The organism is Faecalibacterium sp. An77 (genome assembly GCF_002161315.1).
GTDB lineage: Bacteria > Bacillota > Clostridia > Oscillospirales > Ruminococcaceae > Faecalibacterium.
This window is the reverse complement of record NZ_NFHK01000002.1, coordinates 103,778-128,371: the sequence shown is the minus strand read 5'-3', so window position 1 is coordinate 128,371 and position 24,594 is coordinate 103,778. Positions and strand designations below refer to the sequence as shown.

Below are 24,594 nucleotides of genomic sequence, written 5' to 3'. Positions count from 1 at the left end.
GTGCAGGTGGGGCCGGTGGTTTTCCGGGATCCCTTCTTTACCTGCAGCCTGCTGTATCTGCTGCTCTACTTTGACAGCAGCCAGTTTCTGCGCATCGGGCTGCTGGCCGCCTGTCTGCACGAGTGCGGGCATATTTTGGTGTTCTGCCTGCTGTTCCGACGCCTGCCGGTCATCGAGGTGACCATGACGGGGTTCTGTATGCAGACCCGCGGCCTCGCCATGAAACCGTGGCAGAGGTTCGGGCTGGCAGCCGCCGGGCCGGGGACCAATGCGCTGCTGGCGGCGGTGTGGTATCTGCGGCTGTGCCAGCAATTCACGGTGTGGGATGCGGCCTTCTGGGCAGCCAATATCCTGACGGGTCTGTTCAACCTGCTGCCGGTGCCGCCCCTGGACGGCGCGCAGATGGCCGCCGCTCTGGCCCATCGGAAATGAAAAAATTGCAATCCGGCCCGAAATAGGGTACAATAAGAAAACCAAGGAAATAAAAACGGGATAAAACCCGATAGTGGAGGAACCCAATGTTTGACCCAAAGCTGAAAGAAGCGCTGAGCCATGTGCAGAAGCCGGGCCGTTATACCGGCGGCGAGCCGGGCAGCGTTTACAAGGAGAAGGACAAGGTGGACGTCCGCTTTGCCTTCTGCTTCCCCGATACCTACGAGGTGGGTATGTCCTTTTTGGGGGAGAAGATCCTGTATGAGCTCCTGAACGCCCACGAGAACTGGTGGTGCGAGCGGGCCTTCATGCCCTGGCTGGACATGAAAGCTGAGATGGAGCGTCTGGGCCTGCCCCTGTACACCATGGAGAGCAAAGACCCCCTCACTGCATTCGACGCGGTGGGCTTTACCCTCCAGTATGAGCTGTCCTACACCAACATTCTGGCCATGCTGGATCTGGCGGGAATTCCCCTCTATGCAGCCGACCGGGATGAAAAATGGCCTCTGATCGTGGCCGGCGGCCCCTGCACCTGCAACTCAGAGCCGGTGGCAGCCTTCTTCGATGTGATCCAGCTGGGTGAGGGCGAGCGTCAGCTGCCCGCCATCTGCGCTGCCATCGAGCAGGGCAAGAAGGAGGGCATCTCCAAAAAGGAACTGCTGCTGCGGATTGCAAAAATCCCCGGCGTGTATATCCCGGCCTTCTATGACGTGACCTATTACGAGGACGGCCGGGTCAAGGCCATCACCCCCAATGAGCCGGGCATCCCGGCGGTGGTGACCAAGGCCATCATCCAGAACATGAACGACTTTGCCCCGCCCACCAACTTTGTGGTGCCCATGGTGGGAGCTATCCAGGACCGGGCCAGCATCGAAGTGCTGCGCGGCTGTGTCCGCGGCTGCCGGTTCTGCCAGGCGGGTTTCCTGTACCGGCCCATGCGCCAGCGGGACGCCGGCCTGCTGAACAAGGCAGCGCAGGACCTGTGCGCCAACACCGGCTATGAGGAGCTGAGTCTGTCCAGCCTGTCCACCTCGGACCACAGCCAGCTGGAGGAACTGCTGGACGACCTGAACAGCTGGGCTCCCCAGGAGCACGTGAGCCTGTCTCTGCCCTCGCTGCGGATGGACAACTTCTCCGAGAGCCTGATCGAAAAGACCACCCGGGTCCGCAAGAGCGGCCTGACCTTCGCGGCGGAAGCCGGCACCCAGCGCCTGCGGGACGTCATCAACAAGAACGTCACCTGGGACGAGATCGAAAAGACCTGCCGCATTGCCTTTGAGGCAGGGTATACCTCGGTCAAGCTGTATTTCATGATGGGCCTGCCCACCGAGACCATGGAGGATATCGAGGGCATCGCCAATACCGCCCAGAAGGTGGTGGACCTCTACTACAGCATGGACCACGCCAAGGGCAAGGGGGTGCAGGTGACGATCAGCTGCGCCTGCTTTGTGCCCAAGCCCCATACGCCCTTCCAGTTTGTCCCCATGGACACCGCCGAGACCCTCCAGGCCAAGCAGAAGCATCTGCTGGAGAGCGTCCACAGCCGGAAGATCAAGGTCAACTACCACGACAGCAAGACCAGCTTCCTGGAGGGCGTTTTCGCCAAGGGCGACCGCCGTCTGGCTCCGGCGCTGGTGGAGGCTTACCGCCGCGGCTGCTACTTTGACGGCTGGGAGGAGTGCTTCCAGTATGACACCTGGATGAAGGTCTTTGAGGACCTGGGCATCGACCCCCATTTCTACTGCAACCGGGCCATCGGCCTGGACGAGGTGACCCCCTGGTCCCATATGGATTACGGCATCACCCACGAATACCTGGTGCGGGAGTACAAGCGGGCACTGGCTGCCCAGACCACCCCGCCCTGCAACCGCGCCTGCGGCGGATGCGGCGCAAACCGTCTGTTGGGAGGACCCTGCTTTGATTACAGTTCGGATCTGGTTTGAAAAACGAAATGAAGCCTCGTACATCTCTCTGCTGGATATGCAGCGGGTGATGCAGCGGGTGCTCAAGCGCAGCGGCCTGCCGGTCTGGCACACCCTGGGCTTCAATCCCCATATCTATATGACCTTTACCTGTCCGCTGTCTCTGGGGCAGGAGAGCCTGTGCGAGAGCGTGGACGTCAAGACCGAGGAGGAGGCCCCGGATTTCCGGGCCTGGCAGGACAAGCTGAACGCCATCATGCCGGCGGGCATCCATGTCTATCAGGTGGAACCGGTCCAGGACAAGGCCAGCGCCATCGCATTTGCCTGCTACACCATCAGCTACCCCGCAGCGGCTCAGTCCAAGCTGGAAGCCTACAATGCTCTGGAGGCAGCTCCGGTGGAGAAGAAGGGCAAAAAGAAGTCCAAGCAGGTGGACCTGAAGGCTTATGTCCCGTCCATTGCCTGCCGTGCGGCAGGGGAGCGGGTGGAGTTCGACGTCTGCCTGCCCGCCGCCCAGGAGCTGAACCTGAACCCGGCCCTGCTGACGGCCTTTCTGGAGAGTCAGTTTGGACTGTCCTCGGCGGAGGCATCCATCCTGCGCACCGCCCTGCTCAAGGCCGACAAGACCCCCTTCTGTGCCGGTCAGACGGCTGGTGCCGTCTGAAAAAAGCCGGGCAGGGAAGGCAGAAAAATTTTCGCCCGTTTTTTGGTGAAAACGCTTGCTTTCCCGGCGGGTTTGTGCTATCATAGTTAGGCGTTAGTGTCCGCTGAGACCACAGCGGGGTTAATGACAAGCAATCATTAAACGGGCGGTCCTCTGACGGCAGATGTGCCGTGTATGAACGTCTAAAACAAATGGAGGATCATCAAATGGACGCACTGAAGATTATTTCCGAGGGCAGCATCAAGGCTGAGCGCCCCCAGTTCAACGTTGGCGACACCGTTCGTGTGGACGTCCGCATCAAGGAAGGCGAGCGTGAGCGTATCCAGGCCTTCGAGGGCACCGTCATTGCCAAGAAGCACGGCGGCGTCGCTGAGACCTTTACCGTTCGCCGCGTCGCTTACGGCGTGGGCATCGAGCGTGTCTTCCCCGTCAACAGCCCCTTCGTTGAGAAGGTGACCGTTGTCCGCAAGGGTAAGGTCCGCCGCGCAAAGCTGTACTACCTGCGCAACCGCACCGGCAAAGCTGCCAAGGTCAAGAGCGATATCTGATCATCCACAGTCTGCCTGTCAGGCTGGTCGAAGGGAAAAGGGACACTTGTTGTCCCTTTTTTCTTTATCCTTTCACAGCCTGCCTCTTTTACCGGGGCAGGCTGTGTGGTAAAATAACAGGGAAAACGTCAAGGAATGCGGGGTGCAATGGATGACAAACGCAAAGCGTGAACCGGAGGCGGCATCGATGCCGGGGCAGGGTGTGATTGAGTGGTATGAAGCGCTGATCTCTGCGCTGGTGGTCATGGTGCTGCTGTTCTCCTTCTTTTTCCGGATCATTCAGGTGGACGGCGCATCCATGAACCCGACCCTCTGGGACGGGGACAAGCTGGTGGTCTGGGGGGCAGGCTATACCCCCCAGCGGGGCGATGTGGTCATCGTGGATGACTATACCTCCTATGGCAAGCCCCTGGTCAAGCGGGTCATTGCCAAAGGCGGGGATACCATCTCCATTGACTATACCTCCGGCACCGTGACCGTCAACGGGGAAGTGCTGCAGGAGGACTATATCGCCGAGCCCACCTTCCTGGGCTATGACGTGGAGTTTCCCTATACCGTGCCCGAAGGGGAATTGTTCCTGATGGGCGACAACCGCAACGCCTCGCTGGACAGCCGTTCGTCCAGCATCGGGTGCATTGCGGAGGAGGATATCCTGGGCAAAGTGCTGTTCTGCTTTTTGCCCCTGGAGGATGCAGGAGTGGTCAAGTGAACAACGAAGAACTTCAATTTTCCAATCAATATAATATCCAGTGGTTCCCGGGCCATATGGCCCGGACCCTGCGGGTGATGGAGCAGGAGATCCAGCATGTGGACGCCAGCCTGATTCTGCTGGACGCCCGGATTCCTCTGTCCAGCCTCAACCCGGAGGTGGAGCGGATCACCGCCCGCAAACCCCGGCTGTATGCCCTGAACAAGGCTGACCTGGCCGACCCCGCTGTCACCGAGGAGTGGATCCGGTATTTCCGGGCCGCCGACGCCGGCTGTGTGGCCATCAACGCCAAGAGCAAGGGCGGCACCGCTGCGGTGCGCGCCGCCATCGAGAAAGAGCTGTCGGGTCTGCTGGCCCGGCGCCAGGCCCGGGGCATGAGCGGTGCCAAAACCCAGATCATGCTCTGCGGCATTCCCAACGTGGGCAAGTCCACCTTTATCAATACCTTTGCAGGGTCGGTGCGGGCCAAGGCCGCCGACCGCCCCGGCGTCACCAAGGGCAAACAGTGGGTCTCCACCGACAAGTTTGACCTGCTGGATATGCCCGGCGTTCTGTGGAAGAAATTTGACTCCAAGACCACGGCCTCCAATCTGGCTTTCATCGGCTCCATCAAGGACGATATCCTGGATGTGGAGGAGCTGGCCATGAACCTGCTGGACGAGGTTCGCCGGAACTATCCCGAACTGGTGGCCAGCCGGTACAAGCTGGATCAGGAAGCCCTGGCTCTGCCTCCCTATGAGCTGATGGAGGCCATCGGCCGCAAGCGGGGACTGCTGGTCCGGGGCGGCGAGGTCAACACCGAGCGGTGCGCCATCATGCTGGTGGATGAGTTCCGGGCCTGCAAGTGGGGCCGGATCACCCTGGAGCGCCCGCCTTTCCGTGAGGACCAGGAGGAGATCGAGGAATGAAGCGAAAGACCGACGAGGAAATCTCCCGCCCGCTCTACGATTACGACGACGCCGTCCGGGCAGCCAACGGCTGCTTTGCGGGGGTGGATGAGGCGGGCCGGGGTCCGCTGTGCGGCCCGGTCTGCGTGGCGGCCTGCATTCTGGACCCCACCAAACCGGTCTGGGGCATCAACGACTCCAAAAAGCTCACCGAAAAAAAGAGGGAAGCCCTCTTTGATGAAATCAAAGAAAAAGCCCTGGCCTACAGCATCGTGTTTGTGGGCCCGGACATCATCGACCGGGACAATATCCTGAAGGCCACCATGAACGGGATGCGGGAAGCAGTGGAAAAGCTGGAAATCACCCCCAACCTGGTTTTGGTGGACGGCAACCGCTGCCCCGATGGGCTGGCCATGACGGCCCAGCCTGTGGTCAAGGGGGATGCCACCAGCGCCAGCATTGGCGCGGCATCCATTCTGGCCAAGGTCAGCCGGGACCGCTACATGATGGAACTGGACCGGCAGTACCCCCAGTATCAGCTGGCCAAACACAAGGGCTATCCCACCAAGCTTCACTATGAGCTGATCGCCCAGTATGGCATCCAGCCTTTTTACCGCCGCAGCTTTTTGAAAAAGCAGGGCTACTGGACGGAGGAGAAGTGATGGACCCCGCAGAGGTGGGCCGGCGTGGAGAGCGGGCGGCAGCGCTGTATTATATCCAGCGGGGCTGTACGCTGCTGGAACACAACTACCGCATCCGCGGCGGGGAAATTGATCTGATTCTCCGCACGCCGGAGGGACACATCGTCATTTGTGAGGTCAAAACCCGCACCAATCCCAATGCCGTGTGCCGGCCCTCCGCTTCGGTGACCAGGGCCAAACAACGGCGTTTAATCCGTGCGGCGCGCTATTATTTATCTGAGACCAATCAGCAGGAAGCTTTTGTCCACTTTGATGTGGCAGAAGTGACCCCTCTTGACAGTGGACGCTGGATGGTACATATTATTAAAAGGGCATTTGATGCAAGCGAGCGAAACTACGACTCAGGATGGAAAAGGAGCGATTGAAAATGCAGTTTTTCAGTACGAGAGACCAGAGCCGGCGTGTGACCTCCTCGGAGGCCATCGTGCAGGGCCTGTCGGATGAGGGCGGCCTGTTTGTACCCGAGTCCTTCCCCCAGGTGGATGCCAAGGCCATCTGCGATCTGGAATATCCGGCCATGGCAGCCGCAGTTCTCAAGGAATATCTGACCGACTATGATCCGGCCTTCCTGGCTGAGGCAGCCGCCAAAACCTACGGCGACGCCTTTGGGGGCAAGGCAGGTTATCTGGCCCCTGTGGAAGGGGATACCTGGGCGCTGGAGCTGTGGCATGGTCCCACCTGCGCCTTCAAGGATTATGCTTTGCAGCTGATGCCCAAGCTTCTGGTGGAGGCCAAGCGCAACCTGAACCACACCGAAAAGACTCTGATTCTGGTGGCTACCAGCGGCGATACCGGCAAGGCCGCCCTGGACGGCTATCACGATATCCCGGGTGTGGAGATCGCTGTGTTCTATCCCACCGGCGGCACCAGCGAGATCCAGCGCCTCCAGATGGCCACCCAGGAAGGCGCCAACGTGGCGGTGTACGCAGTGCGGGGCAACTTTGACGATGCCCAGACCGGCGTCAAGCGGGTCTTTGCCGACAAGGCCATCGCCGCCCAGCTGGCCCAGCGGAACATCCATCTTTCCAGCGCCAACTCCATCAACTGGGGCCGCCTGGTGCCGCAGATTGTCTACTACTTTGCGGCCTATGCCCAGCTGGTCAAGGCAGGGAAGATCTCCTTTGGCCAGGAAGTGGACTTCTGCGTCCCCACCGGCAACTTCGGCGATATTCTGGCGGGCTATTACGCCAAGCGGATGGGTCTGCCTGTGGGCCGTCTGGTCTGCGCGTCCAACAAAAACAACGTCCTGACCGATTTCCTGCGCACCGGCACCTATACCGCCAAGCGGACCTTCTATAAGACTTCTTCCCCCAGCATGGACATTCTGGTGTCCTCCAACCTGGAGCGTCTGCTGTACCATGTCACCGGCAGCGACGCCGAGGTGGCCTCTCTGATGAGCCGCCTGAACCAGGAGGGGAGCTACACCGTCCGTCCCGAGACCCTGGCTGCCATCCAGGAAACCTTTGCCTGCGGCTATGCCGAGGAGGACCAGGTGGCCCAGGAAATCCGCACCCGCTGGGAGAAGGACGGCTATCTCTGCGACACCCACACCGCCGTGGCCTTCCATGTGGCCCGCGAACAGAAGCGGGAAGGGGTGCCGATGGTGGTTCTGTCCACCGCGTCGCCCTTCAAGTTCCCCCGCAGCGTGCTGGCCGCTCTGGGCCAGGCCGCGCCGGAGAACGACTTTGAGGCCATGCAGTCTCTGGAACAGTCCACCGGCCGCACCGCTCCTGCCAGCCTGGCCTGCCTGCGCCAGAAGGCGGAGCGCTTCGACGCCATCATCGACCCGGCTGAGATCGCCGGGGTGGCGCTGAGCTATCAGGAATAAAACTAGAACAGGAGAAACGAATGGCACTTTTTGTGCTGGGCGACCCCCATCTCTCGCTGGGCGGCGCGAAACCCATGGATGTGTTCCCGGGCTGGGACGGCTATGTGGAGAAGCTCGAGGCCAACTGGCGCAAGCTGGTCAAGCCGGAGGATACGGTGGTGCTGGCGGGGGATATCAGCTGGGCAATGCGCCTGTCGGATACCCGCAAAGACTTCGCCTTTCTCCACAGCCTGCCGGGCCGGAAGCTCCTGATGAAGGGCAACCACGATTATTGGTGGTCCACCGCCAATAAGATGAACGCCTTTTTCAAGGCCGAGGGCTTCGACAGCCTCCAGCTGCTGCACAATAACTCCTACACTGTGGGGGATTACGCCCTGTGCGGCACCCGGGGCTGGCTGTTCGACGTGGGGGAGCCCCACGATGAAAAGGTGATGAGCCGGGAGATCGGCCGCCTGCGGCTGAGCCTGGAGGCAGCCGAGCCGGGGAAGGAGAAGCTGGTGTTTCTCCACTACCCGCCGGTGTACACCGGAGCCGACGCGCCCGAGATTGTGGCCGTCCTCAAGGAATATGGAATCCAGCGGTGCTTTTACGCCCACCTGCATGGCAAAGCCCTTCGTTTTGCCGTGCAGGGCGAGGTGGACGGCATCCGCTATAAGCTGGTCAGCGCGGACGGGCTGCGCTTCTGCCCGTATAAAATCACATGAAATGCCCCGGAAAACCAGTGGAAATTCCCAAAATGTGAAAAAACAACTGGCTTTTATGCGGCGAACGTGTTATAATAAGCGCTGACGCGATTGTCGTACCCAAAGGCGCGTGCGCCGTTTGGAAAGAAAATGGGCGCGCGGCGCAGATGCGGGGAGAGGGATCCTCTGCCCCAGCACCAAATTTTGAGCGGAGGAAAAGCAAAATGAATCTTATCAAGTGTGAAAAGCTCGAGAAGAGCATGGTCGAACTGCAGTTTTCCATTGATGCTGAGACCTATAAGAACGAGGTCCTGAAGGTCTTCCAGACCGAGGGCAAGAAGTACACCGTCCAGGGCTTCCGCAAGGGCAAGGCCCCCCGTCATCTGATCGAGCGGATGTACGGTCCCGACGTGTTCACCTACGACGCCATCAACAACCTGTTCCCGGTTGAGTTCGAGGCTGCTGTCAAGGCTGCCAACATCGAGGCTGTGGGCCGTCCCGAGGTGACCGTGGAGTCTGCCAGCGATGATCAGGGCGCAGTCCTGACCGTCAAGGTCGCTGTCAAGCCCGAGGTCAAGATCGGCGCATATTCCGGTTTGACCGTGGAGAAGACGGTCCATACTGTGCAGGAGTCGGTGGTTGACGCCGAGCTCAAGCGTGTGCAGGAGCGCAACGCCCGCGAGCTGACCCGCGACGGCGCCGCCCAGAACGGCGACATCGTGGACATCGACTTTGAGGGCTTCACCGACGGTGTTGCTTTCGAGGGCGGCAAGGCTGAGCACTACAGCCTGACCCTGGGCAGCGGCAGCTTCATCCCCGGCTTCGAGGATCAGGTTGTGGGCCACAGCGCAGGCGAGGAGTTCGACGTGAACGTCACCTTCCCTGAGGAGTATCAGGCTTCTGAGCTGGCCGGCAAGCCCGCTGTCTTCAAGATCAAGCTGCACGAGGTCAAGTACAAGGAGCTGCCCGCTCTGGATGACGAGCTGGCCAAGGACTGCTCCGAGTACGACACCCTGGAGGAGTTCAAGGAGTCCATCCGCAAGTCCAACCAGGAGCAGCTGAACAAGCAGGACGACCTGGCTGTTGAGAACGCTCTGGTGGATCAGGTCATCGCCGGCATGGAGGCTGAGATTCCCCAGGCTATGTACGATGTCCGCATGGACGAGCTGGTCAACGACTTTGCTTTCCGTGTGGAGCAGCAGGGCCTGAGCCTGGATACCTACCTGAAGTATATGGGCCAGACCATGGAGCAGTTCCGTGCTTCCTTCATGCCCCAGGCTGAGAAGCAGGTGAAGATCCGCCTGGCTCTGGAGGCTGTGGCTGCCGCTGAGAACATCGTTGCTTCCGAGGAGGACGTCAACGCTGAGATCAAGCGCATTGCCGACCAGTACAAGATGGAGGAGGACAAGGTCCGCGAGCTGGTCAACATGGACGAGCTGAAGAAGGACCTGGCTGTCAATAAGGCCATCGACTTCATCAAGAGCCACGCCAATATCGTGGAGAAGGCTGCCGACGCCGAGTAATCGCTGCCGGTGAGCTGAGTCCGGGCAGAAAAGCGCGAAACGCATCCTGCCTGTGCACATGTTGTTGAAATTGACCGATGCGGCGGTTTTTTGATGCCGCATCGGTCAATTTTGCAAAAATAGCGAATCCAATTTGATTTTCAGGAGGCGAACTGTTATGAGTTTTGTTCCTTACGTTGTAGAACAGACGGCCCACGGAGAGCGCTCTTACGACATCTTCTCCCGTCTGCTGAACGACCGCATCATCGTCCTCAGCGAGGACGTCAATGATACTTCTGCAAGCCTGGTTGTCGCCCAGCTGCTGTACCTCGAGGGGCAGGACCCGGACAAGGACATCAGCCTGTATATCAACAGCCCCGGCGGCTCCATCAGCGCAGGCATGGCCATCCATGACACCATGCGCTATATCAAGTGCGATGTCTCCACCATCTGCATGGGCATGGCTGCCTCCATGGGCGCATTCCTGCTGGCCAGCGGCACCAAGGGCAAGCGCTTTGCGCTGCCCAACGCGGAGATCATGATTCATCAGCCTCTGATCGCCGGCGGGCAGGGGGGCGGCCTCTCGGGCCAGGCTACCGATATCAAGATCCATGCCGACCACATCGTCTACCTGCGCGACAAGATCAATGGCCTGCTCAGCGAGTACAGCGGCCAGCCCATCGAGCGTGTCCGGGAGGATACCGAGCGGGATAACTATATGACCGCCCTGCAGGCCAAGGAGTATGGCCTGGTTGACGAGGTTATCACCACACGCTGAACCAAGGGCTGAGCGCAGAAACGCACAATAAAGGAAAGTACAGCTATGGCAAATAACAATTCCGGCAGAGATAAGAATGAAAAAGACCTTGTTTGCAACTTCTGCGGCAAGCATCAGGACGAAGTCGAGCGGATGATCATTGGGCCCGGCGTCAATATCTGCAGCGAGTGCATCAACCTGTGCTACGATCTGCTGGGCGAAAAGCCCGACCGCTCCAGCGGCAACCGGCCCAGCCGGGGCGGCGCGCCCAGCGCCCGCGCCCGGATTCAGCCGGCGGCTCCCGCCCAGATCAACATCATGACTCCCGAGGAGATCAAGGAAGGTCTGGACCAGTACGTCATCGGCCAGGACGACGCCAAGCGGGTTCTGTCCGTTTCGGTGTACAACCACTATAAGCGCATCATGAGCGGCAAGGGGAATGACGTGGAGCTGCAGAAGTCCAACGTTCTGCTGCTGGGCCCCTCCGGCGTGGGCAAGACCCTGCTGGCCCAGACCCTGGCCCGGATGCTGGGCGTTCCCTTCGCCATTGCGGACGCCACCACCCTGACCGAGGCCGGCTACGTGGGCGAGGATGTGGAGAACATCCTGCTCAAGCTGATCCAGGCCGCCGATTTCGATGTGCAGCGGGCACAGATCGGCATCATCTACATTGATGAGATCGACAAGATCACCCGCAAGAGCGAGAACCCCTCCATCACCCGTGATGTGGGCGGCGAGGGCGTCCAGCAGGCTCTGCTGAAGATCCTGGAGGGCACCGTCAGCAACGTCCCGCCCCAGGGCGGCCGCAAGCATCCCCAGCAGGAGTTCATCCAGATCGACACCACCAATATCCTGTTCATCTGCGGCGGCGCCTTTGACGGGCTGGACAAATACATCCAGCGCCGCACCGACAACTCGGCTCTGGGCTTCGGCAGCATGCTGAAGGACAATTCCTCCGACGCACAGAAAGCTCTGCTGCGGAAGGTGGAGCCCCACGATCTGGTGAAGTTCGGCCTGATCCCCGAGCTGATCGGCCGTCTGCCGGTCATCACCGTTCTGGACGACCTGGACGAGGAGACCCTGGTCCGGGTTCTGAAGGAGCCCAAGAACAGCCTGGTTAAACAGTACAAGGCACTGCTTGGGATGGACAATGTGGAGCTGACCTTCACCGACGATGCCCTGCGGGCCATCGCACGCAAGACCATCGAGCGCAAGAGCGGCGCCCGCGGCCTGCGCAGCGTGATGGAAAGCCTGCTGATGCCGGTGATGTACGCCGTGCCCAGCGACCCCACCATTGTCCGGGTCACCATCGACCAGGATACGGTGGAGGGCGGCGAACCTCACATGGAGTACGGCGCTGTCCGCAAGCGCTATAAGAATCAGATTTCGGCAAACTGAGTTTCCTGAAATCCAGGCCCGGCCAGGGGATGAAAGCCCTCTGGCCGGGCTTTTTTCGTGTAAAATTCTTGTTTCTCAAAGCAAAGTGTACTATAATAATAAAGTCTGGGATCGCGCCGGCAGGTCCGGCCGATGCAAAAGGCGTTTCCGCCGCGCTTCCTCCGGCAGGAAAAGCAGCGGTGATAGGGACAGAAAGTATAGTAAAGGAGTACTGAATATGGCAAATTATCTGGAGATGAGCACCGAAGAACTGCAGGCAGAGGAGAAGCAGCTGCGCAGCGCCTATCAGAACTTTAAGAACATGGGTCTGAAGCTGAACATGGCCCGCGGCAAGCCCGGCCCTCACCAGATGGATCTGGCGATGGACCTGTTCAAAACCACCGATTACACCTCGGAGGACGGCACCGACGCCCGCAACTACGGTAACCTGGAGGGCCTGTATGAGGCCCGCAGACTGTTCGGCGAAGTGATGGGCGTCAAGCCGGAGAACGTCTTTGTGGGCGGCAACTCCAGCCTGCAGCTGATGTACTTCCTGGTGAGCATTGGCTACACCTTCGGCTTCCCCGAGTCTCCCTGCCCCTGGTCCCAGGTGGATCACCCCAAGTTCCTCTGCCCGGTGCCCGGCTATGACCGCCACTTCCGGATCACCGAGGAGTTTGGCATCGACATGATCAACATCCCCATGACCCCGGAAGGCCCCGACATGGACATGGTGGAGAAGCTGGTGGCTGAGGATCCCACCATCAAGGGCATCTGGTGTGTGCCGCAGTATTCCAACCCCGACGGCTACACCTACAGCGATGAGACGGTGCGCCGTTTTGCCGCCATGAAGACCGCTGCCCCCGACTTTAAGATCTTCTGGGATGAGGCTTACATCGTCCATCACCTGACCGATGAGATCATCGAGACCCCCGTTCTGCTGGAGGAGAGCAAGGCTTACGGCCACGAGGACCGCGTCTTTATGTTTACCTCCACCAGCAAGATCACGTTCCCCGGCGCTGGTGTTTCGGCCCTGGCCTGCAGCGACAACATGATGAAGTATGTCTGCAAGCGCTTTGAGGTCATGATCATCAGCTACGACAAGATGAACCAGCTGCGCCATGTGCGGTTCCTGAAGAACAAGGCCGGCGTGCTGGCCCATATGCTCAAGCATCGCCGCCGTCTGGTGCCCTGCTTTGACGCAGTCAAGACCACCTTTGCCCAGAAGCTGACCCCCTGCGGCGACATCGCCCACTGGACCAACCCCAAGGGCGGCTACTTCATCAGCCTGTATGTGATGCCCGGCTGCGCCAAGCGTGTGGCTCAGCTGTGCAAGGAGGCAGGCCTGGTGCTGACGGGCGCCGGCGCAGCCTTCCCCTACGGGAAGGACCCCGAGGATTCGCACCTGCGCATCGCCCCCACTTACCCCAGCCTGAGCGAGGTGGAGCAGGCCTCCGAGCTGCTGACCGTCTGCACCCGGCTGGCTACCGTTGAGCTCCTGCTCAAGAATAAGGCCTGAGCCTCTGGCTCGGGGCCGGTCTGAAAAGTCCCCCAGCGCTTTGCTTGCCATGGTTCGGCCTGTTTGACTTTTCAGATGCATCCTGAAAAATCTTCTCTGCCCGTCCGGGAAACCGGCGGGCGGGAGGTTATTTAATTGGGAGGTTTCCAAAATTTTATGAAGACAAAAGGCAGAGCATGGCATCTCGTGGTCACGGTGCTGCTGATCGTGGTGTTTGCATTCACCGCGTTCTTCGGCGTGTCGGTGAAGTACGGAGATGTGACGACCACCTACATCAAAGGCGTGTCCGATATCCGCTTTGGTGTGGATATCAAGGGCGGCGTCAATGTGACGTTCCTTCCCTCCGACGGCTTTGATGCCACCGACGAGCAGCTGGATGCAGCCCAGTCGGTCATCGAGAACCGTCTGGTGGCCCTGAACATCACCGACTACGAGCTCTATGCAGATTACAACCAGGACAGCCTGATCCTGGAGTTCCCCTGGCAGTCCGATGAGACCGCATTTGATCCGGAGGCCGCCATCCAGGAGATCGGCACCACCGCTTACCTGACCTTCCGGGAGGGGAGCAGCGCCGACGGCGCCCTGATTCTGGACGGTTCCAGCGTGGAGAACGCCACCGCCCAGTATGGCCCGGTGACCAACGGCGGCGCTTCGGAGTATTATGTGGCTCTGGAGTTTGACGCCAACGGCGCAGCCGCCTTCGGCGACGCCACCACCCGCCTGTACCAGGAGGGCGGCAGCATCAGCATCTGGCTGGACGACCAGAACATCAGCGTGGCTTCCGTGAACTCGGCCATCACCGATGGCCGGGCCGTCATCACCGGGTCCAACTTCACCCGGGAGGACGTGGTCACCCTGGCCCGCCAGATCAATTCCGGCGCGCTGCCCTTTGCCCTGACGGTGGACAGCTACTCCACCATCAGCCCCACCCTGGGTGAGAACAGCCTGGAGGCTATGGTCTATGCCGGCATCATCGCCTTCATCCTGATCTTTGCCATCATGATCTTTATGTACCGCCTGCCCGGCGCGCTGGCCTGTGTGGCCCTGCTGGGCCAGGTGGCCGCGACCCTGGCGTTTGTCTCGGGCTACTTCCCGGTGTTCAACAGCTTCACCCTGACCCTGCCCGGTATCGCCGGTATCATTCTGGCCATCGGCATGGGCGTGGATGCCAACATCATCACGGCGGAGCGCATCAAGGAGGAGCTGCGCAACGGCAAGTCCCTGCCCGGCGCCCTCAAGAGCGGCTTTGCCCGCGGCCTGACCCCGGTTATTGACGGCAACGTCACCATCGTGATTGTGGCCATCGTCCTGATGGGCGCCTTTGGTCCCACCGACGGTTTCTTTGCCCGGCTGCTGAACTTCGTGTTCTTCGCCTTCGGCGCATCCACCGCCGGCACCATCTACGCCTTCGGCTATACGCTGCTCACCGGTGTTCTGCTGAACTTTGTGTTCGGCGTGTTCTGCACCCGCGTGATGATCGCCGGTGCGGCCTCCATCAAGGCCCTGCAGAACCCCTGGCTCTACGGCGCAGACAAGCAGCCCAAGGAGCGCAAGCAGATCGACTTTGTGGGCAAGCGCAAGGCATTCCTGACCTTCTCCGCCTGCCTGATGGCAGTGATCGTCCTGTGTGCTGCGGTGCTGGGTGTCAAGATGGATACCGAGTTCACCGGCGGCGCCATGATTACCCTGAGCTATGAGGGCACCCCCGACCTGTCTGAGGTCAAGCAGATTGCCCAGACCGCTCTGGACAGCAGCAGCCTGACCATTCAGACCGGCGAGAATGTGGCCACCGGTGAGGATACCCTCAAGATCTCGATGCCCGGCCGCGAGACCGTCACCACCGAACAGGTGGCCGGCCTGCTGGACAACCTGACCGAGAGCTTCCCCGATAACAATTTCGCCCAGCTCTCTCTGAGCAACGTCAGCCCCGCCATGGGCGCCCGCTTCCTGCAGAAGAGCCTGGTGGCTGTGGTCTTTGCCCTGGCCCTGATCCTGATCTATATCGCTTTCCGATTCAAGAACATCGGCGGCCTGACCGGCGGCGCCATGGCCATCCTGGCCCTGCTGAACGACCTGATGGTGATCTTCGGCGTGTTTGTGGTGCTGCGTGTGGCGCTGGACGGCAACTTCATTGCCGCCCTGCTGACCATCTTGGGCTACTCGGTCAACGATACCATCGTCATCTACGACCGTATCCGTGAGAACCGGAAGCTCCTGGGCAAGAAGGTCTCCTTCGGTGAGCTGGTGAACCAGTCTCTGAACCAGTCTCTCCGCCGCACCCTGATGACCACCATCACCACGGTGGCAGCCCTGTCGGTCATGTGCATTGTCTCGGTGCTCTATGGCCTGGACAGTATCTTCACCTTTGCATTCCCCCTGATGGTGGGTATGATCAGCGGCGTTTATACTTCGCTGTGCGTTTCCACCTCGGCCTGGGTTACCTGGATCGGCCGGAAGGACAGCCGCAAGAATTGATTTGCAGGCGGCTGGCCAGGCTGGCCGGACCACTTTGACAACATGGAGGACACGATATGAAATGCCCCTATTGCGGCGGCGAGGAGTCCAAGGTCATTGATTCCCGCCCCACCGAAGACGGCGAGCGGATTCGCCGCCGTCGCGAGTGCCTGGCCTGCCACAAGCGGTTCACCACCTACGAGGCTGTCGAGACGCTGCCCCTGATGGTCATCAAAAAGAACAACTCGCGGGAGCTCTTTGACCGCCAGAAGGTTCTGAACGGGATGCTCCGATCCTGTGCCCAGCGGCCGGTCAGCTATGAACAGCTGGAACAGGCCGTGAGCAACATCGAGCAGACCCTGCTCAACGGCTATGACCGGGAGGTCAGCAGCGTCCAGATCGGCGAACTGGCCATGCAGGAGCTGAAAAAAATCGACGAGGTGGCCTACGTCCGCTTCGCTTCAGTTTACCGCCGCTTTGCGGATGTGGAGAGCTTCTTTGCAGAGCTGGAAGAACTGATGAAGGACCGCAAGCCCTGAGTCTCTGGCCAACCACTCCATAAACCCTTAAACAGCCCGGATGCAATTTCGCATCCGGGCTGTTTTGCTGTCAGCGGGGGAGAAAAGCGGACTCAGAGCCAGCGCCGGGTGAGCCAGTCGATGCTCTCGGCCTGAAAAGCCGCCCGGCCCAGTTCGCCCAGCGCTTCCTCCCGGGAACCCTCGGCCAGATAGCTGGCGGCCACCCGCAGGCTGGATTCCAGCTCGATGAAATCCTCGGTGCGCAGAAAGAGGACGCTGCTCCGGCGCATGTCCTCGCAGAGGGCGGCCCCGTCCAGTACCGCCTGATGGGCAGCAGGCAGATCGTCCTGACCCAGGGCGGTGACGGCGGCCTCCACCTGGACGGTTACCTGGTCCGCAAAGGCCCGCACTTTGAAGGTGCTGTAGCCCATCAATATGAAAATTCCCAGCGTGATCCCAAGACACAGCCAGATCCGTTTCATGGTATCAGCTCCTTTGTCACTGGGCGCCCTTGGCAGGGGCGCCTTTTTCTTTTCGCAGCAGAAAGTAGTCCTCGGTGTCATTGCCCAGCAAAAGCAGAATTTCGCTGACCATCAGGGTGTTGGCTGTAGCGGTGCGCTCCAGCCAGTCCATGTCCTTGCCGCAAAACTGTAAATTGTCGGCCAGCACCTGCCCGTCCACCACAAAGGGGATGGTGGCCTGTGCCCGCTGGACGGCAATGCCCAGGTCCGAGAGGGTGGCCGGTTCCCTGGACGGCTTGAGGGCCACCGATAAGGTGCCGTTGGTCTCCACAATGGCGTAGGAGACATCCCGCGGGTCGTAAATGTCCTTGGCGCGCAGAGCTTCCAACAGATCGGCGGCGGACAGACGAAGCATCCGCAGAGCCTGCTGGTCAATCCGGCCGTTCTGAATGACGGTTTTGGGCCGGCCGGCCACCAGATTGGAAAAGCCCTGACTGTAGAAGCTGAGCACCGAGCTCAGCAGCTCCAGCAGCGCAATGAGAAACAGAGGGACCAGACTGGCGGTAATGGGCACCTCCTCCGACTCGATGGAAATGGAGGCAAGGTTGGAGATCAACATGGTGGAGACAAGCTCCTCGGGCTGCAATTCGCCCAGTTGGCGCTTGCCCATCAAACGCATGGCAAACAGAACGCACAGATAAATCAACAAGGTGCGGAAGATCAGCAGCTTCAAAGGGAACAGTCCTCCTTTTGGGTGGGAATGGGGGAGTATGAATCCAGGGCCTTTCGGGCATACTGGGTTTGCAATCAGAAAAGGACGGTGAAACTGTAGGGATGCAGCAGCTCACGACAAAACTCAGCGAGAACCTGGCGGCGCTTAATACCATGTTTGGCGCCTCAGCCGATTATTATGCAAAGCAGATCAGCATCTGCGGCTGTCCGGCGGCCATCCTTTTGTTTGATGGCATGGGAAGCCTTTCGTCCCTGTGGACCCTGCTGCTGGACGCAGTCAACCGAGAGGATCAGTTTACCGATTTTGAGGAGAACCCGGCCCCCGGCCAGCAGGTGTACGATTACCTGATGCACCATTCCGATCTGCCGGCCGAGAGTACCCCGGCGCGGACCCTGGACGATGTCATCATGCGGATGACGGCGGGATTTGCGGTTTTGCTGCTGGACGGGTGCGAACAGGGGATGGCCTTTGCGGTTCAGAACCTGAAATTTCGCTCGGTGGGGGAGCCCTCCGGGGAGGGAAATCTCCGCGGCAGCCGGGAGGGATTCTCGGACCTGCTGCGAATCAATCTGAGCCTGCTGCGGCGTCTGATCCGCAGCGAAAACCTGGTGATGGAGGTGGCCCAGGCGGACACCACCATGAAAACCGAATACGCCCTGTGCTATCAGCGGGATAAGGCGGACGCCCAGATGGTGGCCAGGGTGCGGGAGATTCTGAAGGAGGCCAGGCCCGAGCTGCTTTTGGATTCCAGTTACTTTGTGCCATGGCTGCTGCCGGTGCGCTACCGGCTGTTCACCCCGGTCAGCTACACTGAACGGCCCGCTGTGGCGGCCGCCAAGCTCTGCGAGGGAAAAATCCTGATTTTGGTCAACGGCAGCCCGTCGGCCATGGTTCTCCCGGCCCTCTTTGCAGAAAATTTCGAGTGCCTGGATGATTACGCCACCACGGCGTTTTTCTCCTCCTTCATCCGCATTTTGAAATACGTGTCCTTTTACCTGACCATTTTTCTGCCGGGGATCTTTGTCTGCCTGGCGGTCTACCTGCCCGAATTGATCCCGCCCCAGCTCCTCTCCAAGATTGCCGCCGCCGAACAGGGGACGCCGCTGCCTCTGTTTGCCGAGATGGTGATGGTGATTCTGATTCTGGAGCTCATCCGGGAGGCCGGCCTGCGGATGCCACAGTCGCTGGGCCATTCGGTCAGCCTGGTGGCGGCCCTGATTATAGGGGACGCCGCCGTGGCCGCCGGGCTGATGAGTACGCCGGTCATCCTGACCGCCTGCATCACGTCGGTGGCGCTGTTCATCACCCCGTCCCTCTATGAACCGGCCACCTTGCTGCGGCTGATGGTTGTGACGGCCGCCGGGCTGGCTGGTCCGGTGGGACTGGCGGGAGTTTTTCTGGTGTTTCTGTTCAGTCTGTCGGAAGTGGCGGCCATGGGGGTGCCTTATCTGGCACAGCATCCGTTCCCTCATAAACCGCTGGCCGACGATGGCGTAATCCGGCGGGACTACCGGCAGATGTCCCGCCAGCCCTTCAACATCTGGCAGAGGAGGGGATGAGATGCAGCAGGAACAAGACAGAGGATTCTCTCTTTCTGCGCTGGGGCTGGGCCTGGTAACGGCATCCCTGGCCGAATGTTTCTACAGCTCCGCCGGGGCCTATGGGGCCCGCAGCATTCTTTTGCTGGGATTTTTGAGTACGGCGGGGCTGGCCGCCGCCGCAGGGCTGTTTGCGGCTCTGGCTGAAAAGTTTGATCTGTTCAGCGGTCAGGGCTTTTTGCCCAAGCTGGCAGGGTGGGGCTTTTTTGCCTGGTTTGCCCTGGAGACCGGCCGCACCATAGCTGCTGCGCAGATCGTCTGCCGGGAACATTTTGGTTCCAACGCCCTGATCGCTGTGCTGCCGGTTCTGCTGTTGGTTTCATGGCAGATGAACGGCAGCGCCCTGGACCGCTCGGCCCGGGCCATCTGGTGGCTGCTGGCCGCCGGGATTCTGGCCTGTCTGGCGGGTCTCTGGGACCAAATGTACTGGCACCGGCTCTTTGGGGCAGAGGACCCCTCGCTGTGGGCGGACGGCTGGCCCAAAATCTTGATTTACCCGGAATACTTTGCCCTGCCTCTCCTTTGCCAGGGGAAAAAGGTGCGCCGCGGCGCCCTGCTGCCGTTCTGGAGTTATGCCGTACAGGCCGGCTATGCTTTTGTGCTGGAACTGGTGTTGGGTCAGGCTGCCGGGCCGGACTATTCCGGTCTGGAGTTGCTGCGGGCCTGGGCACTGGGGTATTTTTCCCGTTTGGATGCGCTGCTGCTGTTGCTGTGGCTGGCGGCGGCTCTGTGGAGGATTTGTCTGTTGGCTTTTGTGCTGCGCACGCTTTGGCAGCGCAACAGCGGAATGGAAAAGAATGCCTGCATCAGGAATCAAAACAAGGGAGCACAAACGTGAGAAAGAAAAGTAATTCCAAGGCCGGGGCAGGCCGCCGGATTCGGCGCACTTGTGCCGCCTATCTGCTGGCCGCATCGGCGGTCGCTTTGGGCTGGCTGTACAACAGCCTCCCCGATCACATTCTTCTGGAACCGGGGCAGGCTCTGCAGTTGCCCCGTTTTGCCTATATTGAGCCCTTGGGCAGCGGCAGCACCCGGAACGTTGTCAGCACCCAGACGGTGGGCAGCTATCAGACCACCCTGTCCATTGGGGGGGTATTCCCGGTCAAAACCGTACAGGCGGTCATCACGCCCCGGCGGACCGTCACCGTCTGCGGCACCCCCTTCGGAGTGAAGATGTTCTCGGAGGGAGCTCTCGTGGTGGGCTTTACCGACATCACAGACGCCAATGGCACACCGGTCAACCCCTCCAAAGAGGCGGGCCTGCGGCTGGGTGACCGGGTGATCTGCATAGGGGACACCAATACGGAGAGCAACGACCAGGTGAAAGCTGCCCTGGAGGCGGCTGCCGGCCAGCCGGTTCGGGTGGTCTATGTCCGAAACGGCGAACAGCAGCAGACTACCCTCACCCCATGCTGGGATTCGCTGGCAGGGGAATGGCGTGCCGGCATGTGGGTGCGGGATTCTTCCGCCGGCGTGGGCACCCTGACCTTTATTGATGAGGAAAATGAGGTGTTCGCCGGTCTGGGCCACTCCATCAGCGATGGAGATACCGGCCAGAGCATTGCTCTGCGCAGCGGCGAAATTGTCCCCTGTGAGATTGTAGGCTGCACCATTGGCACCGCCGGCAGCCCCGGCGAGCTGAAAGGCAAGTTCATTGGCAGCCATGCTGTGGGCACCATTGCCATCAATGGCGAGAACGGCGTCTATGGTGAAACCCGCTCTGCCTTTGCAGGGCAGGAGATGGAAGTGGCCTTTGCACAGGAAGTGGTCACCGGCCCGGCCCAGATTCTGACCACCACCCTGGGCCAGACCGCCAAGCTCTATGACGTGGAGATTGAAAAGGTCTCCGATGCCGAGTCGGTCCGCAATATGGTGATTCATGTGACCGATCCGGACCTTTTGTCTGAAACCGGCGGCATCGTTCAGGGAATGAGCGGCAGCCCCATCATCCAGAATGGCCGTCTGGTGGGGGCGGTAACCCATGTTCTGGTGAACGATCCCACCCGCGGCTACGCCATTTTTGCAGAGACCATGCTGAGCCAGGCCGAACAGCTGGCCGATTGAGACTGACATATCCAAGACCGTCCAAGCCTTTTGCGGCTCGGCGGTCTTTTTTGCTGGGGATGGACACGCAGTTCTAAACAGACAGGCTGTCCCATATAGTGTGGTAACCCGGACAGACCGGGGCGGCGGCCAAAGGCGCGCCGGGGAGGAAAACACCATGGAAGCATACAAACAGGCTGTAAAGGCTCTGCCCGGCTATTTGGCGGAGCCGCTGGGCGCAGTCAGACCAGAGATGGCGGGCCGGGTGCATGAGGTGCGCCTGCGGGTAGGCTGTCCGGTCTGGCTGAACATCGGGGGAGCTCTCTGCCCGGCTCAGCAGCTGTCCGGCTGCCCGTCCGGGCTGCAAAACCTGCGTCCCACCCAGGCCCAGATGGAGGAAATTCTCTATACGCTCTGCGGGGGTTCGGTTCATACCCATCAAAATGAGCTGGCCGAGGGCTATCTGACGCTGCCCGGCGGGCATCGGGTGGGCGTGGGAGGGCGGTATCTCTCTCATCCCCAGGAAGGGGTGGTGTTGCAGGAGGTGCATTCCCTCAACATTCGGATTGCCCGGATCAAACAGGCTGTTCTGCCGTCCCAGCTCACCCAGATGCTGAACGGGCATTTCACCGGTCTGCTGGTGTCCGGCGAACCGGACAGCGGCAAAACCACTCTGCTGCGGAGCATCGCTTCCTTTTTGGCGGGGCTGGGAAAAGCTGTTTCGGTGATTGATGAGCGGGAGGAACTCTGGCCAGCGGCGCAAAACATCAGCCGGCCGCCGGTGGATTTTGTGGCGGGCCTGCCCAAGGAACAGGCGGTTCAGATGGCATTGCGCACCTTGGCGCCGCAGGTTATTCTGCTGGATGAGCTGGGCGGCATGGAAGAAGTGCGCGGCCTGGAACAGGGCTTTTTCAGCGGCGTGGATTACATAGCCAGCCTCCACGCCTCCAGTCTGGAAGAAGCTCTCTGCCGTCCCCAGGTGACTTACATGAAGGAACAGAAGATGCTGCGGGCCATCGTCCAGCTGGCAGGCAGACAAGCCCCGGGACAGATTGCCGGGGTGTATGCCTTATGAGCGGCGCGGTGTTTCGCCTGACGGCGGCCGTACTTTTGACGGTGGGAGGATTCTGTGTGGGGGAGGCCCGGCGGCAGAAGCTCACCGCCCGGAGGCGCGCACTGGAAGCGGTCTTGGAACTGCTGACCCGCCTTCGACAGGAAATTGCCTATCGCCGTACCGACCTGAACCGGCTTTATGCCGTTCTCGCGGCAGGGTGCAGCCCCGGCGGTCCGCTGGAGAAGGTTTTTCGCGATGCAGAAGGCTTTGGACAGATGCAGCCGCCCTCCACCCTTCGGGAAGAGGAAGCCGCCTGTTTTGCCGCCTGTTTTGGCGGTCTGGGCCATGCCGACGCCAAACAGGAGTGCGCCCGTCTGGACTATTACCGGGAACGCTTTGATGGTTTCCTGAACCAGGCCAGGGAGGAGGAACAGCGTTCCGCCAGCCTGGACCGGCGGCTGGGCCTGGCGGTGGGGGCGATGCTGGGGCTGTTGGTGCTGTAAAGGAAACGGCAAACGAAAAGGAGATGAAGGGCTTGGAGATCGACCTCGTGTTTAAGATAGCCGCCATAGGGATCATTGTAGCGGTCCTCAACCAGCTGCTGATCCGTTCGGGCCGGGAGGATCAGGCCATGATGACCACCCTGGCCGGATTGGTGGTGGTTTTGTCCATGCTGGTGCAGCAGATCAGCGACCTGTTTGTGACCATCAAGTCCCTCTTTGCCCTCTAGGGCTGCGGCAATGATGGAGAGTCTGCTGCCCACTCTGGGCCTGGCGGTTGCCGCGGCGCTCCTGTATGGCCTGCTGTGCAGGCAGGCCCCCGCCTTTGCCATGCTGCTGTCGCTGGCGGCAGGCGTGGTGATTCTGGGACGCCTTGTATTCTTTTTGCAGGGGATGATTGCAGGGCTGACGGCCCTGGCCGGACGGGTGGATGGGATAGCGTTTTCCAGTTTGCTGCGCTGTGCAGGCGTCCTGCTCCTGACCGATTATGCCTGCACCATCTGCAAGGAGGCCGAAGCTGAGGTCCTGGCCTGGTGTACGGCGTTTGCGGGCCGGGTGCTGACCCTGGCGGCGCTCTGGCCCCTGCTGGAGGAGGTCTGTGGAATGATATGGGAATTGACCGGTTGAAACGCACCATCCTTGCCGGGGCGTTGGCAGTGATGATGGTGGTTGGTTCTCCGGCGGCGGCCCGGGCGGCCGGGACACAGGACGGACAGGCCTTGCTGCCGGGCAGTGAGAGCTGGCAGCCCTATCTGGACGACGCCCCTGTGGAGATGGAGGATTTTGTGGAGGACCCGCTGGACGCGGTGCGCCGGCTTCTTCCGGGGGATATGATGCGGACTGTGCGGGACTCGGTGGGCAGCTATGCCCAGGTTTTTCTGTTTCTGCTGCTGGTGATGCTTATATCCTTTTTTCTGGGGGAGGACAAGGCCGATCTGCTGGACCTGGCCGCTGCGGGAGGCAGCGCACTGCTGTGCTGGACGGCTCTGGCTGCGCTGGCAGAAACGGTCTGTGAAAAGCTGGACAGCTGGCGGGTCTTCCTGCTGGGATTTGTGCCGGTTTACGAGGGAGTCTTGCTGGCGGGGGGAGAGGCCACCGCGGCCGCCGCGGCGGGAGGGCTCTTTCTCTCCGGATTGTGCCTGCTGACCCAGCTTCTTTGCAGCTGGGTGCCGCCCCTTCTGCACTGTTATCTGGCCCTGAGTACGGCCTGCTGCATCAGTACCGAGGCGGCGCTGTCCGCTGCCTGCCGCGGGGTGGGGAGACTGTTCCGCAAAGGGCTGAGTTGGGCTGGACGGGCTTTTGGAGCGCTTTTAGGCCTGCAAAGGATTTTTACTTGTCAGCTGGATCGGACCAGTCAACAGCTGGGGCAGCTGCTGACCGGCACGGTGCCCATCATCGGCCAGAGCCTCAGTGACGCCGCCAGCACCGTCCTGAGCGGCATCCAGCTGCTCAAGAGCGGGCTGGGCTTTGCGGCCATCGCTTTTCTGGCGGCAGAGTTCCTGCCTTTGTACATGATTCTGATGGTCCATGCGGTGCTGCTCTTTGGCTGTGAGATGCTGTGCAGCGCGGCAGGGATCGGCCGCTGTGCCGCCCTGTTCAACTGCCTGCGGGAGGCCGTGCAGGGGCTGGCGGCGGCCACAGCCCTTGTTTTTGGGATTGCAGTGCTGGGAACAGCGCTGCTGTTTATGGTGGGAGGTGGCTGAG

At 60.6% G+C, this 24,594-nt stretch carries 26 protein-coding genes; 24 read left to right on the top strand and 2 right to left on the bottom strand.

Annotation, left to right across the window (positions count from 1 at the left end):
- Nucleotides 1–15: 15 nt before the first annotated feature.
- The 16 genes from B5G28_RS01680 (at nt 16) to nrdR (ending at nt 16,522) form a co-directional block, all read left to right on the top strand.
- Nucleotides 16–432 carry a M50 family metallopeptidase gene (locus tag B5G28_RS01680; RefSeq protein WP_242967429.1) on the top strand — a complete coding sequence of 139 codons (417 nt, stop codon included), beginning with the start codon at nt 16–18 and terminating at the stop codon, nt 430–432.
- A gap of 86 nt (nt 433–518) precedes the next feature.
- On the top strand, nt 519–2,375 hold the full coding sequence (locus tag B5G28_RS01675) for a TIGR03960 family B12-binding radical SAM protein (RefSeq protein WP_087245800.1): 1,857 nt from the start codon (nt 519–521) through the stop codon (nt 2,373–2,375).
- Nucleotides 2,350–3,018 (top strand): TIGR03936 family radical SAM-associated protein, encoded by a 669-nt coding sequence (locus B5G28_RS01670; RefSeq protein ID WP_087245798.1) that lies wholly within the window; start codon nt 2,350–2,352, stop codon nt 3,016–3,018. The genes B5G28_RS01675 and B5G28_RS01670 overlap by 26 nt, the downstream gene beginning before the upstream one ends.
- Before the next feature lie 206 nt (nt 3,019–3,224).
- Nucleotides 3,225–3,566, top strand: a complete 342-nt coding sequence (rplS, locus tag B5G28_RS01665; protein WP_087245796.1) for a 50S ribosomal protein L19 — start codon at nt 3,225–3,227, stop codon at nt 3,564–3,566.
- Nucleotides 3,567–3,717: 151 nt separating this feature from the next.
- Nucleotides 3,718–4,275 carry a signal peptidase I gene (gene lepB / locus B5G28_RS01660; protein ID WP_087245794.1) on the top strand — a complete coding sequence of 186 codons (558 nt, stop codon included), beginning with the start codon at nt 3,718–3,720 and terminating at the stop codon, nt 4,273–4,275.
- Complete coding sequence (gene ylqF, locus B5G28_RS01655) at nt 4,272–5,183, top strand: ribosome biogenesis GTPase YlqF (RefSeq protein ID WP_087245792.1); 912 nt, start codon at nt 4,272–4,274, stop codon at nt 5,181–5,183. Before lepB ends, ylqF begins: the two co-directional genes overlap by 4 nt.
- Nucleotides 5,180–5,824, top strand: coding sequence for a ribonuclease HII (gene rnhB, locus B5G28_RS01650; protein ID WP_087245790.1), 645 nt, complete (start codon nt 5,180–5,182; stop codon nt 5,822–5,824). Before ylqF ends, rnhB begins: the two co-directional genes overlap by 4 nt.
- Nucleotides 5,824–6,228 (top strand): YraN family protein, encoded by a 405-nt coding sequence (locus B5G28_RS01645; protein ID WP_087245788.1) that lies wholly within the window; start codon nt 5,824–5,826, stop codon nt 6,226–6,228. The genes rnhB and B5G28_RS01645 overlap by 1 nt, the downstream gene beginning before the upstream one ends.
- A 2-nt stretch (nt 6,229–6,230) precedes the next feature.
- The gene (thrC, locus tag B5G28_RS01640) at nt 6,231–7,691 is read left to right on the top strand and encodes a threonine synthase (RefSeq protein ID WP_204228791.1); all 1,461 of its coding nucleotides are present in this window, start codon (nt 6,231–6,233) and stop codon (nt 7,689–7,691) included.
- A gap of 20 nt (nt 7,692–7,711) precedes the next feature.
- On the top strand, nt 7,712–8,395 hold the full coding sequence (locus tag B5G28_RS01635) for a metallophosphoesterase (RefSeq protein ID WP_087245784.1): 684 nt from the start codon (nt 7,712–7,714) through the stop codon (nt 8,393–8,395).
- A 203-nt stretch (nt 8,396–8,598) separates the two neighbouring features.
- Nucleotides 8,599–9,897: a trigger factor gene (tig, locus tag B5G28_RS01630; RefSeq protein WP_087245782.1), complete on the top strand. Its 1,299-nt coding sequence runs from the start codon at nt 8,599–8,601 to the stop codon at nt 9,895–9,897.
- A 157-nt stretch (nt 9,898–10,054) separates the two neighbouring features.
- A complete protein-coding gene (locus B5G28_RS01625; protein WP_087245780.1) occupies nt 10,055–10,654 on the top strand; it encodes an ATP-dependent Clp protease proteolytic subunit in 600 nt (199 codons plus the stop codon).
- 45 nt (nt 10,655–10,699) lie between these two features.
- Entirely contained in the window at nt 10,700–12,031 is a 1,332-nt protein-coding gene (clpX, locus tag B5G28_RS01620; protein WP_087245778.1) for an ATP-dependent Clp protease ATP-binding subunit ClpX, read from the top strand.
- Nucleotides 12,032–12,248: 217 nt separating this feature from the next.
- Nucleotides 12,249–13,529 (top strand): aminotransferase, encoded by a 1,281-nt coding sequence (locus tag B5G28_RS01615; protein ID WP_087245776.1) that lies wholly within the window; start codon nt 12,249–12,251, stop codon nt 13,527–13,529.
- 156 nt (nt 13,530–13,685) lie between these two features.
- A complete protein-coding gene (gene secF / locus B5G28_RS01610) occupies nt 13,686–16,004 on the top strand; it encodes a protein translocase subunit SecF (RefSeq protein ID WP_087245774.1) in 2,319 nt (772 codons plus the stop codon).
- Between the two features lie 56 nt (nt 16,005–16,060).
- Nucleotides 16,061–16,522 carry a transcriptional regulator NrdR gene (gene nrdR, locus B5G28_RS01605; protein ID WP_087245772.1) on the top strand — a complete coding sequence of 154 codons (462 nt, stop codon included), beginning with the start codon at nt 16,061–16,063 and terminating at the stop codon, nt 16,520–16,522.
- 92 nt (nt 16,523–16,614) lie between these two features.
- On the opposite strand, the gene B5G28_RS01600 is transcribed toward nrdR, so the two are convergent.
- Both B5G28_RS01600 and B5G28_RS01595 read right to left on the bottom strand, forming a co-directional pair.
- Nucleotides 16,615–16,983 carry a DUF4363 family protein gene (locus tag B5G28_RS01600; protein ID WP_158098833.1) on the bottom strand — a complete coding sequence of 123 codons (369 nt, stop codon included), beginning with the start codon at nt 16,981–16,983 and terminating at the stop codon, nt 16,615–16,617.
- Nucleotides 16,984–16,999: 16 nt separating this feature from the next.
- Entirely contained in the window at nt 17,000–17,695 is a 696-nt protein-coding gene (locus tag B5G28_RS01595) for a YetF domain-containing protein (RefSeq protein WP_087245769.1), read from the bottom strand.
- Between the two features lie 101 nt (nt 17,696–17,796).
- On the opposite strand from B5G28_RS01595, the gene B5G28_RS01590 reads away from it, so the two are divergent.
- From B5G28_RS01590 to B5G28_RS01560, 8 genes are all read left to right on the top strand, one after another.
- On the top strand, nt 17,797–19,254 hold the full coding sequence (locus B5G28_RS01590; RefSeq protein ID WP_087245767.1) for a spore germination protein: 1,458 nt from the start codon (nt 17,797–17,799) through the stop codon (nt 19,252–19,254).
- A 1-nt stretch (nt 19,255) separates the two neighbouring features.
- Complete coding sequence (locus B5G28_RS14915) at nt 19,256–20,131, top strand: hypothetical protein (RefSeq protein ID WP_242967428.1); 876 nt, start codon at nt 19,256–19,258, stop codon at nt 20,129–20,131.
- Nucleotides 20,128–21,357 (top strand): SpoIVB peptidase, encoded by a 1,230-nt coding sequence (spoIVB, locus tag B5G28_RS01585; protein ID WP_242967427.1) that lies wholly within the window; start codon nt 20,128–20,130, stop codon nt 21,355–21,357. The genes B5G28_RS14915 and spoIVB overlap by 4 nt, the downstream gene beginning before the upstream one ends.
- A gap of 157 nt (nt 21,358–21,514) precedes the next feature.
- On the top strand, nt 21,515–22,411 hold the full coding sequence (locus tag B5G28_RS01580; RefSeq protein ID WP_087245763.1) for an ATPase, T2SS/T4P/T4SS family: 897 nt from the start codon (nt 21,515–21,517) through the stop codon (nt 22,409–22,411).
- Entirely contained in the window at nt 22,408–22,893 is a 486-nt protein-coding gene (locus B5G28_RS01575) for a stage III sporulation protein AB (protein ID WP_087245761.1), read from the top strand. The genes B5G28_RS01580 and B5G28_RS01575 overlap by 4 nt, the downstream gene beginning before the upstream one ends.
- A 32-nt stretch (nt 22,894–22,925) precedes the next feature.
- Nucleotides 22,926–23,120, top strand: a complete 195-nt coding sequence (gene spoIIIAC, locus B5G28_RS01570; RefSeq protein ID WP_087228655.1) for a stage III sporulation protein AC — start codon at nt 22,926–22,928, stop codon at nt 23,118–23,120.
- Nucleotides 23,121–23,130: 10 nt separating this feature from the next.
- Entirely contained in the window at nt 23,131–23,517 is a 387-nt protein-coding gene (locus tag B5G28_RS01565; protein WP_242967426.1) for a stage III sporulation protein AD, read from the top strand.
- Nucleotides 23,499–24,593 (top strand): hypothetical protein, encoded by a 1,095-nt coding sequence (locus tag B5G28_RS01560; protein ID WP_087245757.1) that lies wholly within the window; start codon nt 23,499–23,501, stop codon nt 24,591–24,593. The genes B5G28_RS01565 and B5G28_RS01560 overlap by 19 nt, the downstream gene beginning before the upstream one ends.
- Nucleotide 24,594: the final 1 nt, after the last annotated feature.